General features: G+C 38.6%; 13 protein-coding genes and 1 riboswitch. Of the genes, 4 read left to right on the top strand and 9 right to left on the bottom strand.

Annotated elements, in window-relative coordinates; genetic code table 11:
• The first annotated feature begins 78 nt into the window (after nucleotides 1-78).
• Nucleotides 79-762 (top strand): hypothetical protein, encoded by a 684-nt coding sequence (locus AVJ19_RS22330; RefSeq protein WP_213067194.1) that lies wholly within the window; start codon nucleotides 79-81, stop codon nucleotides 760-762.
• Nucleotides 763-856: 94 nt separating this feature from the next.
• On the opposite strand, the gene AVJ19_RS05155 is transcribed toward AVJ19_RS22330, so the two are convergent.
• Together AVJ19_RS05155 and AVJ19_RS05150 are read right to left on the bottom strand one after the other, a co-directional pair.
• Entirely contained in the window at nucleotides 857-1,240 is a 384-nt protein-coding gene (locus tag AVJ19_RS05155; RefSeq protein WP_111858713.1) for a lysozyme inhibitor LprI family protein, read from the bottom strand.
• Nucleotides 1,240-1,764 carry a hypothetical protein gene (locus tag AVJ19_RS05150; RefSeq protein ID WP_111858712.1) on the bottom strand — a complete coding sequence of 175 codons (525 nt, stop codon included), beginning with the start codon at nucleotides 1,762-1,764 and terminating at the stop codon, nucleotides 1,240-1,242. Before AVJ19_RS05150 ends, AVJ19_RS05155 begins: the two co-directional genes overlap by 1 nt.
• 230 nt (nucleotides 1,765-1,994) lie before the next feature.
• Here AVJ19_RS05150 and AVJ19_RS05145 point away from each other — a divergent pair, with 230 nt between their 5' ends.
• Nucleotides 1,995-4,160 (top strand): TonB-dependent siderophore receptor, encoded by a 2,166-nt coding sequence (locus tag AVJ19_RS05145; RefSeq protein ID WP_228203293.1) that lies wholly within the window; start codon nucleotides 1,995-1,997, stop codon nucleotides 4,158-4,160.
• A gap of 95 nt (nucleotides 4,161-4,255) precedes the next feature.
• On the opposite strand, the gene AVJ19_RS05140 is transcribed toward AVJ19_RS05145, so the two are convergent.
• Nucleotides 4,256-5,359: an AAA family ATPase gene (locus tag AVJ19_RS05140; RefSeq protein ID WP_111858711.1), complete on the bottom strand. Its 1,104-nt coding sequence runs from the start codon at nucleotides 5,357-5,359 to the stop codon at nucleotides 4,256-4,258.
• A gap of 131 nt (nucleotides 5,360-5,490) precedes the next feature.
• On the bottom strand, nucleotides 5,491-6,906 hold the full coding sequence (sthA, locus tag AVJ19_RS05135) for a Si-specific NAD(P)(+) transhydrogenase (RefSeq protein WP_111858710.1): 1,416 nt from the start codon (nucleotides 6,904-6,906) through the stop codon (nucleotides 5,491-5,493).
• A gap of 198 nt (nucleotides 6,907-7,104) precedes the next feature.
• On the opposite strand from sthA, the gene lipA reads away from it, so the two are divergent.
• A complete protein-coding gene (lipA, locus tag AVJ19_RS05130; RefSeq protein ID WP_111858709.1) occupies nucleotides 7,105-8,118 on the top strand; it encodes a lipoyl synthase in 1,014 nt (337 codons plus the stop codon).
• Nucleotides 8,119-8,218: 100 nt separating this feature from the next.
• On the opposite strand, the gene AVJ19_RS05125 is transcribed toward lipA, so the two are convergent.
• The 5 genes from AVJ19_RS05125 to AVJ19_RS05105 form a co-directional block, all read right to left on the bottom strand.
• Nucleotides 8,219-8,839, bottom strand: a complete 621-nt coding sequence (locus tag AVJ19_RS05125) for a hypothetical protein (RefSeq protein ID WP_111858708.1) — start codon at nucleotides 8,837-8,839, stop codon at nucleotides 8,219-8,221.
• 67 nt (nucleotides 8,840-8,906) lie between these two features.
• The gene (gene uca, locus AVJ19_RS05120) at nucleotides 8,907-12,527 is read right to left on the bottom strand and encodes an urea carboxylase (protein ID WP_111858707.1); all 3,621 of its coding nucleotides are present in this window, start codon (nucleotides 12,525-12,527) and stop codon (nucleotides 8,907-8,909) included.
• A 4-nt stretch (nucleotides 12,528-12,531) separates the two neighbouring features.
• Complete coding sequence (locus AVJ19_RS05115; protein ID WP_111858706.1) at nucleotides 12,532-13,182, bottom strand: urea amidolyase associated protein UAAP2; 651 nt, start codon at nucleotides 13,180-13,182, stop codon at nucleotides 12,532-12,534.
• A gap of 17 nt (nucleotides 13,183-13,199) precedes the next feature.
• On the bottom strand, nucleotides 13,200-13,943 hold the full coding sequence (locus AVJ19_RS05110) for an urea amidolyase associated protein UAAP1 (RefSeq protein ID WP_111858705.1): 744 nt from the start codon (nucleotides 13,941-13,943) through the stop codon (nucleotides 13,200-13,202).
• Nucleotides 13,944-13,971: 28 nt separating this feature from the next.
• Nucleotides 13,972-14,094, bottom strand: a riboswitch (guanidine-I (ykkC/yxkD leader).
• A 227-nt stretch (nucleotides 14,095-14,321) separates the two neighbouring features.
• Nucleotides 14,322-15,281 (bottom strand): TauD/TfdA dioxygenase family protein, encoded by a 960-nt coding sequence (locus AVJ19_RS05105; protein WP_111858704.1) that lies wholly within the window; start codon nucleotides 15,279-15,281, stop codon nucleotides 14,322-14,324.
• Nucleotides 15,282-15,631: 350 nt separating this feature from the next.
• On the opposite strand from AVJ19_RS05105, the gene AVJ19_RS05100 reads away from it, so the two are divergent.
• A partial coding sequence (locus tag AVJ19_RS05100) for an aliphatic sulfonate ABC transporter substrate-binding protein (RefSeq protein ID WP_162626540.1) occupies nucleotides 15,632-16,310 on the top strand: 679 nt, incomplete at its 3' end.

The raw sequence follows: 16,310 nt of genomic DNA, 5'->3' as shown, positions 1-16,310 counted from the left end.
ACCTCACGATTTGTGGGGTTTTTTTATAAATCTTTCTCTTAAATAATATTCCTTTCATATAATAGTTAGTTGGACATTATGAAAATACGTTGTCGATCTTGTGGACATTCAGAAACATTAAACAAAGAATTAATTGTCACTCTTCTTGGTGGTGCAGTGGCAGGTTTTGGTTTTTGGGCATGGGTTTCATTTTTATTCGCAGGAACTGGCTTCGCTATGCCATTATGTATTGCAATTGTAGTAGGTGGTCCTGCATTAGCCATAAAGTACGGTGATGAAATTGTCGAATGGCTTGCTAAACATGGTTATAACTGTAAAAAATGTGGAGCTAGCGATTGGATGGCATTAACCGAAGAGGCAAACCAACAATTGGATCAAAAAGAACTACAAAAAAAATCATTACAAACTCAGACAGATAATTTATTACGTGAGTCTGAGACCCATGCCATCCATTTATTAAAGACACGTTTCAATACACTATACACTTCCTTAATTTTCAACAAGCGAGTATTAAAAAGTTTCCATAATTTAAATAAAGAAAATCAAATGAAATTTGAACAAATATTTGGTCAATTACAATATCACCCACAACTACTTGCTCTTAATAATAAAATTTCAGGCACAGATGTTATACAATTAGATTTAAATACATCTGACCTTCTTTTATTTCTTCAAAAAGAGAATACATCTTTTTTAATCATTTCTATTAGCAATAAAAATAGTTTATCTGAAGAGCTGAAACACATTAAAGAATATTACTAATCAGTACATATCAAGCATTATTTAATTAAAGACACAACCATTTTCAAAATTTATTTTTCTAAAAAAGACCTGAAAAATCAGGTCTTATTCTCTATTAAAGCGAAGCTAAATTTTCCAACTCATTCGCCCTTTTTAATGTTTCATTCATCACACAATTGGCACTTTTTACTTGAGCAATCGTGCCACCATTCGGATCTAAATAAAACTTACAATTTGCATCACGATACTTGATCCATAAACGCTGAACACTTTGTAATTCTTGCTTGCGATTTTCACTCTGCTTCAACATCAAACTATTATATGCCTTGTTTAAACGTACATCCTGACGAGCCATTTCATTCGATACACACTGTACCATACTAGCGGTATTGCTCGCTTTATTCATACATGTTGTATATTGATTACTTACTTTCGAATCAGCATAAGCTGCTTGCAAACCAAGTATAAGTAATGAACTTGCAATCATTAATTTTTTCATTATTGCTCTCTCACCACACCCAATTTATTCCAAATATCAGGGGTTAAAAACGTCATCACCAATTTATTTAAGTCGATATATTTCAACACACCATTTAACTGCTGCTTGATCTCAGGGGTCTTTAAAATTTCCTCACCTGTGATACTACCTAACTCCTGAAAACTATCCCCCACAGCTTGCAAACCCTCAGCTTTAATCACGGCTTGCGCTTGTGCAGAACACTGCTCGGTTAAAATGCGTTGTAAAGTCTGCGCCAAACTTTTATCTAAAGCTGTTTTTTGTTCAGGTGTCACATGACTAAATACTTTCAATTCAGGATGCTGAGCCAAAGCCGTAAACGTCCATTGCAACACAGTGGTTTTGTCGGCTGCGGTGGTAGATTTCACTAGACATTCACTGAGTTGATCGACTGCCTGCCCTGCAACAGCAAATTGAGTCGTACCTAATAATGCACAAGCAAATAAAGCAGACTTAGAATGATGAGAAATTTTTTGTACAAAAGCACGATAAACAAGGCGTGACATTAGCGTAACTCCAAAAATATATGCGCTATTTTTAGCATAAATCAAGTAAATAGACCTGTTAGAACTATGTAACGTATACGAAAAATAAAGCTTTATTTACCTCACAAGCATTCAATATTCCGATACAAATACATGAGATCATTCATTTTACTATTAAAAATAATAATGATAATTATTATCATTTAATATATGATGCCGCCATATTTCCTTTAATAAATTCGGAAAAAGACATGATGGAATACAAAAGAACCTTATTAGCACAGTCGATTTTTACGATTATTTTGAGCAGTTTGGCACATATCAGTTATGCAGAAGAACAAAGCCAACCTCAAGTATTAGATGCGATTGAACTTACTGCAAAAAGTAAAAATTTAGATAAAGAAACCACCTCAAGTTATACCGTAAAAAGCTCAAATTCATCAACAAAGCTGAATTTAACCCTAAAAGAAAACCCACAAAGTATTTCCGTTTTTACTCAAAAACAGATCCAAGACCAAAATTTAAATACTACAGATGAAATTTTAGCGCAAACACCGGGTGTTTCGGTTTCACAATACGGTCAAGTCGGTGCGGGATATACTTCTTACTATGCACGTGGTTTTGAGATTAGCAATGTGCAACGTGATGGGATTCCAACCTCTACAGCCTCTTTTGGTGATCCTGATATGTTGGGTTTAGAAGACTCTGCGTTGTATGACCGTATCGAAGTGGTTCGTGGTTCTACAGGTTTGACCAATGGTTCAGGCAATCCAAGTGCCAGTATTAACTATGTGCGTAAACGCCCAACCAAAGAATTAACAGGTTCGTTTAATGTACAGGCAGGCACATGGGATAATTATCGTAGTCAAGTTGATATTTCAGGTGCGCTGAATCAAGACCAATCTGTACGTGGTCGTGCCATTGCAGTTTATAGTGAAGGTGGCAGCCAACAAGAACGTTTTGCACGCCAAAATGCAGTGATTTATGGTGCATTGGATATTGATTTAACAGATCAAACCACCTTAACCACTGCAATTACGGCGCAACAAGTGAAAATTGATGATGCAACTGCACATGGTTTCCCCTTTGCGACCCATGACAAACCAACACAAGCACAGACGACATTTGGTTGGAAAGATAACCCTGCTGCCGATTGGACTTATAGTGATACCGAAAAGCTCAATGTCTTTTTGGGTTTGGAGCATCAGTTTAATGATGATTGGAAAGGTGTTGCAAATTATGCTTATACCAAAGCCAAAAATGATCGTATTTATGGTGTCGCAGGCTCAGGCGGTATAGTCTATGACTCAGAATTTAAAGTGCGTAACTTAACCTTAAAACCAGGTGAAATGGTAGTAACCAGTGGTCGTTTTGTCGATACGCCTGAAATTCACGCTTTAGATCTATACCTTTCAGGTGATTTTGATGCCTTTGGGCAACAACACAGTGTTAGTTTTGGTGCAAATGGTTATCGTATCAAATCTGATGATCCTGCATTTTCTCGATATTTTACAGCAACGCCTATCGAAGGTTGGAATGGTCAAGTTGCTCAACCTGACATTCTCGAAAGTGGACGTAATGTAGTCGATGAATATCAAATGGGCGCTTTTGCTGCTGCAAAATTACAACTTTTAGATCCATTAAAACTGATTATTGGTGGTCGTATCAGTCAATGGGAAAGAAAAGTCACAGACAATGAGCAAAAAGAAAATGGTGTGTTTACACCTTATGCTGGTTTAATTTTTGATATTACAAACAATCTTTCCGCCTATACCAGTTACACCACGATTTTTAACCCATCAAGTAATAAAGATGTGGCAGGCAATTATTTAGACCCCGAAGAAGGCAATAGTTTTGAAGTTGGCTTAAAGTCGGATTTCTTTCAGGGTCGGCTTAACGCCAGTGCTGCCTATTTCCAAATGCAACAAGATAATTTTGCTGTAAAAGATGGAGATCTGCGTACACCTGATGATGCACAAGCTTATCTTGCTGTTGATGGTGCTGAGGTCAAAGGTTATGAAATCACTGTTACAGGTGAAATTTTACCGCATTGGCACATGCAAGCAGGCTATACCCACACACGAGCTGATAGCAATGAAGGTGAACCTTTAAATACCGATTTACCTGAAAATTCATTTAAATTATTTACCACCTATCAATGGGACAAACTGACTGTGGGTGGTGGTGTAAATTGGCAAAGTAAAATTTATTCTGCAAGCAGTACAGGACTGGCAGCGGAGTTAAATCGCCAAGACAGTTATGCTTTGGTAAATCTAATGGGACGTTATCAAGTCAGCCCTGAGCTAAGTGTCGGTTTAAATGTAAATAATCTCTTGGATAAAGAATATAAAGCGAATGTATCAAATACATGGGGTACAAGTCGTAATATGACTGCTTCTGTTCATTATAAATTTTAAGTTTAGAATGCCCCATGAAAAATCGTGGGGCATCAACCTATGACTGATTTTGCAATATCAACATACTCTTAGAATATCCCATATTGCTCTATATTTTATGATTCAGATATCGCCACCACAACCGTTTCACCATTGTTCTGATCCAACCGAATATGCTGTAATTCGCAATAACGTCCAATCATGTCCGCCAAATCAGGCGAATGACTCGTGACCCAAAGTTGGGTATATTGACTTGCTTCTGCAATCAGCATGGCAAGCGCAGGCAATAAGTCAGGATGTAAACTATTTTCAGGCTCATTCAATGCCATAAAATTTGGTGGTCGTGGACTGAGCAAAGCCACTGCCAAACAGAGAAAACGTAAAGTTCCATCAGAAAATTCAGCACTTTCCAATGCTCTTAAAATACCCTCTCGCTTCATCATCATCTGAAAGCGCCCACCCATTTCCTCCACATAAAACTGTGTATTTGGAAAGGCTTTGTCCAAAACTGCATATAAAGCTTCGGTCTGCCCACGCTCTCGTAAAGTCTCAAAAGCGGCTGCCAAATTTGCACCATCATGTGCCAAAACAGGTGAACGAATCCCCACTTGTGGCACACGCATCGGAGAATGTGAACTGACTGAAAATTCATGATAAAAGCGCCAATTTTTTAGCGTTTCCCGCACTTGCGACACTTCAGGATATAAATGTGGATCGGATAATTGTCCAAAAATTGAATCTTCCTGTGTCAATGTCATCGGATAACTGATACGTTCATCTTCAACATTTTTTAAAAATGCAGCTTGATTGATCCGTTCCATCAACTGACTCATACGGCGGCGTTGATAACCACTGAGCCAAATATTTTCTTTTTTCACTAAAGGATCTAAGGCAAATAAACTGATCAAAGGCTCAGGAAAGCCTATTTCCATCTGATAATCATAATGTTGCATTTCAACAGATAAAATCATCCGTTTCGGATCTTTGGCTCGATCACCTGCACGATGTCCACCCGCCCACATCACTTTTTGAATACCGCCTTCTTCTGCAATCGCCTGTGACAGCCGTCCATTGGCTGCTTCATGCAATAAACGCACAGCTTTGTAGAGATTGGATTTGCCACAGCCATTTGCACCACTGATGATATTCAGTTGTTTTAAAGGCAAGTTGAGATTGCGAACTGAACGAAAGCCTTGAATCGTGACAGATTGAATGGTCATATGATTTTCCACATTTTCTAATTTTGTGAAACTTTTATACTTGTTCATTTTACAGTTGTACTGAATGGATAAAAAACCCGCAAGCCGAAACTTACGGGTTCAAAACATCGGAACAGAAAAGTTAAATCGTCTTAGAACAAACGATTCATACCATTCAACGTTGCTACACGATAAGCTTCCGCCATCGTTGGATAGTTAAATGTCGTTTCCACAAAATACTTAATGGTATTGTTACCACTTTGCATCACAGCTTGACCAATGTGGATAATTTCCGCAGCGTTATTACCAAAACAATGTACACCAAGAAGCTCTAAAGTATCACGATGGAACAAGATTTTAAGCTCGCCCACGGTATCACCTGTGATCTGCGCACGTGCCAAATGACGGAACGATGCTTGACCGACTTCATACGGGATTTTTTCTTCAGTCAACTGACTTTCAGTTTTACCAAAGAATGAAATCTCAGGAATGGTATAAATCCCAGTTGGGATATCTTTCACAGGTTTGATGTCTTTTTCACCTGACATATTTGAACCTGCACAGCGACCTTGGTCATAAGCCGCCGAAGCAAGTGATGGCCAACCGATCACATCCCCCGCAGCATAAATATTTTCAACTTCAGTTTGATACTGATCATTGACTGCAAGCTGACCACGGCTGTTTGGTGTGATGCCAACATTTTCCAAACCTAAGCCATCGGTATTCCCCGAACGACCATTACACCACAAAATCGCATCGGCTTTGATTTTCTTACCACTTTGCAAATGCAATACCACGTGATCATCAGCAGTTTCCAAATGATCAATTTGTTCATTGTGGCGAATGAGTACACCTTGCTCACGTAAATGGTATGACAAGGCATCCGCGATTTCATCATCCAAATAGCTGAGTAGCTGATGTTGAGTATTGATCAAGTCAACTTTATGATCTAAACCAATGAAAATAGAGGCATATTCACAACCAATAACCCCTGCACCATAAATAATGATTTTATGAATCGTAAAATCAAGGTCTAAAATTTTATCTGAATCGAATACACGCGGATGATTAAAGTCCAAACCTTGTGGATGGTATGGACGGCTACCTGTCGCCACGACCAATTGACCATAACCTAAGGTTTCTTTAATGCCATCTTCACCAAAAATAACAACAGTATTTTTATCCTGAATATAGGCTTGACCATGAAATACATCAATATTATTACGGTCATAAAAACGTGAATGCGTATCGACTTGTTGTTGAATCACTTTATGTGCATTACGCAATACTTGTTTCATGGTGAATTGTTTCCAATCCCCCACTTTTTTAAACATCGGATCACGTTGATAACGAATAATACTCGATACCGTTTGACGTAGTGCTTTACTTGGAATCGTGCCAACATGAGTACAGTTACCGCCAAGTTGTTCACGCACATCCACAATTGCAACACGCTTACCCGATTTAGCAAGCTTCATTGCCGCGCCTTCACCAGCAGGACCTGAGCCAAGTACGACTGCATCGTATTTCACATAATTCCCACCAACGACTTCTTTTTTACGTGGCATTCAAAGCTCCTTCCAAATTCTGTCTATCTATATGCAATGTATATTATGAACTAAAGTAACAAAGTTTTCTGTATTTCCCATGCATATATTCTGTGATAACCACATTTAGAAAATGAATAGTGTTTTTACCCTTTCATTTTTCAATTCCGCTATAATATATATAAATACCTACCGTCAAAAACAGTGGAAAAGTTGAATATGTCAGAAAACCGTAAACCTGAACAGGGTGTTAAATTACGTGGTGCAGAAAAAGTTGCTCGTATTCCTGTAAAAGTTATCCCAACGGTTGAAACTCCTCGAAAGCCAGATTGGATTCGGGTGAAAATGGCTGCGCCTGACGAAGTTCAGCGTATCAAAACAACGCTTCGTGCTCAAAAACTACATACGGTGTGTGAAGAAGCTGCTTGTCCAAACCTGCCTGAATGTTTCGGTGGTGGTACTGCAACCTTTATGATCATGGGTGATATTTGTACCCGCCGTTGCCCATTCTGTGATGTGGCACATGGTCGTCCAAATGCACTTGATGCAGATGAGCCTCGTCACATGGCAGAAACCATTGCCAATCTTGGCTTGAAATATGCCGTGATCACATCTGTAGACCGTGATGACTTGCTTGATGGTGGTGCACAACATTTTGTCGATTGTATTAAAGAAGCACGTTCGCAAAGCCCTAAAACATTATTGGAAATTTTAGTCCCAGACTTCCGTGGTCGTATGGATGTGGCGTTACGTATCATGACTGAATGTCCACCTGATGTGTTTAATCACAACATCGAAACTGTGCCACGTTTGTATAAAGCAATGCGTCCGGGCTCTGATTATCAACATTCTTTAAATTTATTGAAAATGTTTAAAGAGTATTGTCCTGATGTCCCAACCAAATGTGGTTTGATGGTCGGCATTGGTGAGACTGAAGAAGAAGTGATTGCATTATTGGATGATCTTCATGCGCATGGTGTGGACTATGTGACGATTGGTCAATACCTGCAACCATCGAAAGAACATGCACCGATTGACCGTTTTGTAACGCCTGAAGAATTTGAGCGTTATACTGCACATGGTCAAAAGTTAGGTTTCCGCAATATTTGGGCTGCACCTATGGTACGTTCAAGCTACTTTGCAGATCGTCAATATTATGGTGAACCTGTTCCTGCGGTACGTCGTAAAACTGATCCTGCGAAAAAAATTGCAGTTCAGACGATTGAAGCTTAATTAATTTTTTGATTAGAAAGTAAAAAGCCAATCTAGAATGATTGGCTTTTTTATTCTTTTAAATATTCAGTTAAATTCAAAAGACTTAGAAAGAATCAACCTAATGCTCTATTTTTAACAATGATTTAAGGTCTTGAATGGCTTCTCTAGGATCAATAGAGTTAGTTTTAGCAATGAAATCTGTACCAACTAACATAGGTTTATACTTCGACCTAAATTGTCGTGACATTTCTCCTGCTCTATTAATAAAAATAGGTGGTAAATCTAAAACACCATAAAACTTTAAAATTCTATCAGGCAATGCCATATCGATAATAATATCATCCCCAATAGTAACCCAAGCATGAATATTTTGAATTCCTTCAGCAACTCTATTATTATATTCATAGAATAACTCTTCTATACTAACATCAAACTCATTAACTCCATTGATTTCAACTTCTCCATATACAATATCAGACTCATAACCAAGTGCTTGCAACCAAATAAATAAATTTATGGATAAATCTATACATGATGTACCTTTGTACTTATCTCCAACCGATTGCCATAAAATAGGTAAAATTTTTTGATAAATTATATTCTGCAAATTCTCCAATTTTTTATTGGAAATTTTTGGATAAGGTTTTATGATAATTTGATTTAAATAATTCAATTTCTTAGAGCTAATAAGTGCATTTGATAATTGCTGTCTATAACTTTCTGAATAGTTTTCAGCCATAACTATATTCCTAACTATTAAAAACAGCTAGATCCACCCAACTGTTTTTATATTTTAGTTTATTTTATCAAACCACAGGCGATAACGTAAACAACACCTGCCCTGTTTTCACCGTTTGCCCTTTCTCGATCACGATTTCTTCTACTTTCATCCGTTCAGGGGCAATAATCGGAATCTCAATTTTCATTGCTTCAATCACCGCTAAGGTTGCGCCTTCTTCCACAATATCCCCTGATGCACATTCAATCTTCCAAATTGACCCCGGCATGTGTGATTCCACCACACACCCACCTTCAGGAATCAAAATATCACCATCATCTATCACAGCATCCAAACTTTCAGAGATATATTCTGCAAGCCCTGCCTCATGCCAACGATTACGCTCCTCATCAAAATTGGCTTGTTGTACTGCTTTAAATGCTGCAATCGAATCCTGATTTTCTATCAGAAAGTCATTATATTCTTTAAGGTTGAGTACCCCTTCTTCAATGCGTAATTTTAAACGACCTGCTTTAAAGTCTTCACGCATTTGCATCAGTTCAGTTTCTGACACTTCATAAAATTTAATTTGGTCAAAAAAGCGTAGTAACCATGGTTTACCTTGCTCAAAGTCTGGGTTTTTACGATAACGTGACCACATTTGCGAAGTCCGCCCCACAAACTGATAACCCCCCGGTCCTTCCATGCCATAAACACACATATATGCACCACCAATCCCGACTGCATTTTCAGGTGTCCATGTCCGTGCAGGGTTATATTTGGTGGTGACTAAGCGGTGGCGTGGATCAAGTGGCGTTGCCACAGGCGCACCTAAATATACATCACCCAAGCCCATCACTAAATAATTGGTGCTATATACAATCTCTTTTACTGCTTGTTTGTCTTTTAAGCCATTGATACGGCGGATAAACTCAACATTATCTGGACACCACGGTGCATCACTACGCACGGTTTGCATATAACGTTCTGTTGCAAGTTGTGTTTGTGAATCTTCCCAAGCAAGTGGTAAATACACCGTACGGGATGGTACTTGCATTTCGGTAATGCTTGGCAATTCAGCTTCAGCTTTTTGCAATAGTTCTAAAAGTTTCTTTTGATCTAATACGAGCGAATCAAAATGAATTTGCAGTGAACGAATGCCCGGTGTTAAGTCAATAATGCCTTCAAAGTGTTGATCTTTTACCCACTGCATTAAGGCATGGATACGGAAACGTAAATTCAGATCAAGTACTAATTCACCATATTCAACCAATAAGTAATTATTACCCGCAGGGCGATAGACCACATCAGCTAAACCGTTTTCACCTTTTAAAGTGGCAAGTACAGCATCTTGTAGTGTATCCATTTCTGCATTAAAGCTTGGTGCAAAATTAACTGTCTCTGTTGCATCTGCTTTTAAAGCAGTGCTATACGCTTGATTTAATGTTTGTGCTTGCTCATAAGACACAGGAATAAATTTGACTTGATCCCCTGCTTTCAGCTGACCTATTTTCCATAGTTCTGAGCTGATAATCACCGCAGGGCAAACAAAGCCACCTAAACTTGGACCATCTGGACCTAAGATAATTGGCATATCACCTGTAAAATCAATCGCCCCTATCGCATAAGCATTGTCATGAATATTGGACGGATGTAAGCCTGCCTCACCGCCATCAATACGTGCCCATTCAGGTTTTTCACCGATCAAACGCACGCCTGTACGGCTAGAGTTAAAGTGAATTTCAAATTCTTGTGCAAAAAAACGATCTATATCGTTTTTGGTAAAGAAATCAGGCGCACCATGCGGACCATACATCACCGCAATTTCCCAACGATTTGAGAAGGTCGGAATTTGATCTTCGGCAAGTGCTTTGCTTTCAGTTGATGAATATGCTGTGATTGGCAACATATCACCAATTAACAAGTTACGCCCTGCATGACCACCAAATTGCCCCAAGGTAAATGTCGCTTGTGAACCCAAATATTCAGGTACACACAATCCGCCTTTAATCCCGATATAACTACGGCAACCTGTAGCAATTTTACCTGTTTTAAGGATTTGCCCTTTTTGTATGTTAATGGTCTGCCACATTGGCACAGCGACACCATCGAGCATAGCAGACATGTCCCCACCTGTGAGCACAATTTGACTATTGCAATGGAACTTTAAAGTTGGACCTTGTAGCGTACATTCCAAACCAGCCGTGTTATATGCATTTCCAAGCAATTGATTTGCTACATTTAAAGACAATGGATCAATTGCACCTGATGGTGGCACACCAACATCCCAATAGCCCAAACGCCCTGTCACATCTTGCACCGCCGTTTGAATGCCTGCTTGTAACACTTCAATTTTTTGGGTTTTCCATTCAAAGGTATTTAGAAAACGTGTGGTTTGTGTGCCTGCCTTAAATACATCGCCATCAACAATGTTTTGTAAATATTCAAGATTTGTTTCGATGCCTGCTACTTGAGTTTTCGCCAAAGTCTCTATCATGGCTTGGATTGCTGATTCACGAGAATCGCTTGTCACAATAATCTTGGCAATCATCGGATCATAGAATGATGAAACATTTGAGCCTGTTTCGACCCAAGTTTCATTCCTTGCATTGTCATCAAATACTACATGTGTCAGTAAACCCGCACTTGGTTGGAAATTTTTAATCGGGTCTTCCGCATATAAACGCACTTGGATCGAGTGACCTTTAGACGTTAATTTTTCAGTTGGTGCAACCCAATCTCCACTGCCTAAGGTGATCATCCATTCCACTAAATCGACACCAAAGACTTGCTCTGTCACGCCGTGTTCTACTTGCAAACGTGTATTGACTTCCAAGAAATAAAATTCTTGCGTGTCAGTATCCATCACAAATTCAACTGTACCTGCGGAACGGTAATTCACCGACTGCATCAGTTGAATCGCAACATTTTGAATATAGGTACGTTGTTCGTCATTCAGGTGTGGTGCAGGCGTTTCCTCTATCACTTTTTGATTCCGACGTTGCACAGAACAATCTCGCTCACCCAAAGCCAGGATTTTTCCCTCACCATCACCAAAAATTTGCACTTCGATATGACGTGCATTTTGCACAAATTTTTCTAAATATAATCCTGCATCTTTAAAATTGGCTTGCGCTAAATACGAAACAGTTGCGTATGCTTCTTTAAGTTCTTCGGCATTCCACACCAAGCGCATACCAATCCCACCACCACCTGCTGTACTTTTGAGCATAACGGGATAGCCAATACGTTCTGCTTCAAGCAGTGCTTCTGCTTCATCTGCGAGTAATTGACTACCAGGCAATAACGGTACATTAGCTTGAATCGCCAATTCTCGTGCGGTATGTTTTAAGCCAAAAGACTGCATTTGCGCTGAATTCGGTCCTAAAAATACAATGCCTTGTGCTTCACATAGATCACAAAATTCCGCATTTTCAGATAAAAAACCATAACCGGGATGAATGGCATTTGCACCTGTTTGCTTCGCCACAGCCAAAATTTTATCGACATTTAAATAACTTTGACTTGCGGGAGAATCACCAATAAATACTGCTTCATCAGCCAAAGTCACATGCAACGAATCACGATCTGCTTCTGAATAAACTGCAACTGATTGAATACCTAGTTTTTTTAATGTACGAATAACACGACATGCAATTGCACCACGATTGGCGATTAAAACTTTATTGAAGCCATTTTTTAAAGTCATGGTCTTATACCTCGCCTTCACGGATGATCAGTTGAATTTTGGTTGGGTTATAGGCATTACATGGATTATTCAGTTGCGGACAATTGGAAATCAGTACAATGAGATCCATTTCCGCTTTAATTTCGACATATTTACCCGGTGCAGAAATGCCATCATCAAACTTCAATTTCCCATCAGACGTCACAGGCACATTCATAAAAAAGTTAATATTGGGTCCAAGATGACGCACAGTTAGAGCATGCTTTTTAGCAATCGCATGTTGCGACAAAGCGATCATGAAATTATTACGACAACTGTGCATCGGAAATTTGTCATGTGCATAACGAACGGTATTACTTTCACATGAACATGCACCGCCTAAGGTGTCATGGCGACCACAGTTGTCATCGTTGATGGTGGCAATTTTATTGCCAAAGTTGGTGTATAAATCCGTGCCTTTTTCTAAGTAAATCTGTTGATTAATGGCTAAAGTATCGGTTGCACTATAGCGTTCTTCAGGATTTGAAGCAGAAATAAATAAAGTATCGACTGCTTGATTGCCTTCAACATCGACAATACGGAAATACTGCCCTTTTTTAACTTCGCACATCCATGCTTCACCAGCAGGACAAACGTCATCTAATACTGTTTTTTCTAATGTATGAAATACTGACATAATGTTCTCCCCCCCAATTAAGCGCTTAATGCGTAATAGCGATTATTATTTTGGAATGCACGCTGATTTTGCGGGCAAGAATCACGGCAAACATCGTGTGCTATGCTTAGGCTATTTGCCTTAAATAAACTGAGCTGAACATCAGCAGGTTGATAAGTCGATGCAATATCTAAGCCATGTGGCGCACTCGATAAAAATACCAAGCAATCCATCTCAAAGCGGAGTTCAATGATTTGATGATGATTATCTGTAGAAATATAAGATAAATTTCCTGCATCATCTGGTGCGACTTTAGAAAATAAATTCAGCGTAGCACTCAAGTCTGTAGCACCTAGACCAAACTTGGTCATTTCCAGAATCAAACTGTCTTTGGCATTGCGGAACATGGCATTACGTGCATCTTGGAAAGTCTTCGTACCAAATTGTTTTTCGATTTGTGATGACGTACTTGGCGCACAAAAAGCATCATTCCAACCATGATCATCTTTAACAATTGAAATCATCGCACGACCTAAGTCAGAAGCTAAAATATGACCTGTACTTAAAAATGCTGTGTGCTGTGCTTTTAAACTATCAGGCATATTAAAGCGTTCAAGTTTATCTTCAGCATTTACACAAAATAAAGATACATTGGCATGCGCACCCAAAGCTTTGAGTTGTAATACTGCACCACGTTGAATGCGTGCTGACCAATGATGCCCCCCCGGTAGAAGCTCTGTCCATAATGCTTGATCATGATGATATTGATGAATATTGCTCATTTATGCGACCTCTTTTCAGGTTGTTCCAACCTCCCGGGCTTTTATCCCTCCGTGTAGCTCTGTTTTTGATGGATCAAAACTAAGCCGTGAACTCTCGGTCTCAGACATACGTTCTTCATCGAACTGTATCGGAACCCTAGATCACTTTGATGATGTAGAGATAAATGCAAATGACGTGCCAATATCATCATACGATTTTGCGGATTCGTCATACGATTTATGAGCGATGATTGAACACTTTCTAAAAAATTGAATTCACAATGCACTGTGATATGGCTTTTTATTTTTATTTTGCGTTGAAATAAACATGGACAATAAAAAGTCCTCTATATAAGAGGACGCAGAAAAAATTAATTTACTCAGTTCATATTTTCAACATTAAAAAGGACGTCCACCTGCTAAGCTGACACGTTTTAACAAACGGCGCTGATTTTCAGGAAAAGGCTCACGAGAATGCAAAGTTACCTGATTATCCCAAAAGACAATATCACCCACTTCCCAAGCATGTTCATATTTAAATTCAGGTTTTAATAAATGTTCACGTAAATCTGCAATCAATTGACTACCCGCTTGATCATCATAATTAACCAATTCGACTTCAGAACGAGTATTCAGCCACAAAGCTTTGCGCCCCGACTCAGGATGTGTCCGCACCAATGGATGTGGATAAGCATGTCCAATAATCGGCTGATCTTTAAAACGATAATACGGTGTATTAATCGAATAATTTCGTTGACCATTATTACTTTGCGCACGAACAAAAGGATTATAGGTAATCAGTTGTAAACCATCTAAATGCTGCTGTGTTTTTTCATCCAATGCTTCATAGGCTTTAATCGTATTAAACCATGAGGTTTTTCCACCATCTTGTGGTAATTCAATCGCATAGAGTAAAGAACCAAAAGATGGCGTAGGCGTCCATTGATGATCCGCATGTGGTGTAAGCTCACCATGCCCTGTGTAATCTCCTTGACCAACCGCATTCGATACAGGCACAACATCAGGTGGCGTACCTGTATCGTCAGCACTTGCCAATACAGGATTATCCGCACTTGGTCTAAAAATTGCTCCAAAATAACTCGCAAATGCTAAAAACTGTAAATCATCCAAACTTTGCTTTTTAAAAATCAGAATCAAATGCTCTGTCAAAGCTTGTTTCAAACGGTGAATGGTTACACCTGATTGTGCTTTACGTGCATCCAAACCATAGACCACAGCCCCCAAGGCTTCGCCATCTAAAGGTACGATTTTAATGTCTTCTGGATTTTGTAATTGTGCTTCAATATGCCATAAAGGTGCATCATGAATAGCTTGTGAAAGCTGTGTTAAACTGGTCATATATTCATCCTTTTTTGTATATTTTTAAGATTAGATGAATAAATACAGCTTTCAAATGAGAAAATATGGATAGCTTAGCAGCGAAATTAAATTTCTATCATTTTAAATAAATACTTAAAATATCCACATCAAAACTCTATTTAAAACACAACATCAATAATAAGATAAACCATTGTTTTTATTTAAATGAAAATTAAAAATTCATCTTTTAAATAAATTGAATTATTAAAAAATGCTAAATATATTCAACATAGCATTTAAAGTTCATAGTATTGCAAAATTAATCATTAAACAAAATATTGCTAAACGCTTAAATTAAAACCCAAAGATGAAATAATGAAATTTTAATGATGCAATATAATCCTATAATTAGCCTTAGCCTCTTTACACTGCTCAGCATTGGACTCACAGCATGTCAAAAAAATGATGCAGTTGAACACAAAACCGCTCAACAAAACAATGTGAGTGAAATTAAAACACTTAGCATTGGTTATCAAAAATCAGCTTTGACGTTATTAATCGCCAAACAGCAAAAGTTCTTAGAACAAGAATTTCCCAATACCACGATTCAATGGAAAGAGTTTCCAGCAGGACCACAAATGCTTGAAGCTTTGTCTGTTGGAGCTTTAGATCTTGGCTTTGTCGGCAATACACCACCAATTTTTGCACAGGCTGCGGGTAAAAACATTCAATATGCAGCTTATGAAGAAGTACCCATTCGTTCTCAAGCTCTCGTTATTGCTGAAAATAGCCCGATTAAAAACTTAGCAGATCTCAAAGGGAAAAAGATTGCCGTACAAAAAGGCTCTAGCTCACATGAACTTTTAGGTAAAATTTTAGAAAAAGCTGGCTTAACATGGCAAGACATCACACCTGTTTGGCTGCCACCTGCTGATGCACGTGCAGCTTTTGACCAAAAAGCAATTGATGCTTGGGTGATTTGGGACCCATTTTTAAGCGTGGCTGAACGTGATGCACATGTCAAAGTACTTATAGATGGATCAGCATTTCCTTTTACTTATCAATATT

It is taken from the genome of Acinetobacter sp. CFCC 10889 (genome assembly GCF_003268395.1).
Classification (GTDB): domain Bacteria; phylum Pseudomonadota; class Gammaproteobacteria; order Pseudomonadales; family Moraxellaceae; genus Acinetobacter.
The sequence above is the reverse complement of the archived record's forward strand: the minus strand, read 5'-3'. Positions and strand labels throughout refer to the sequence as shown.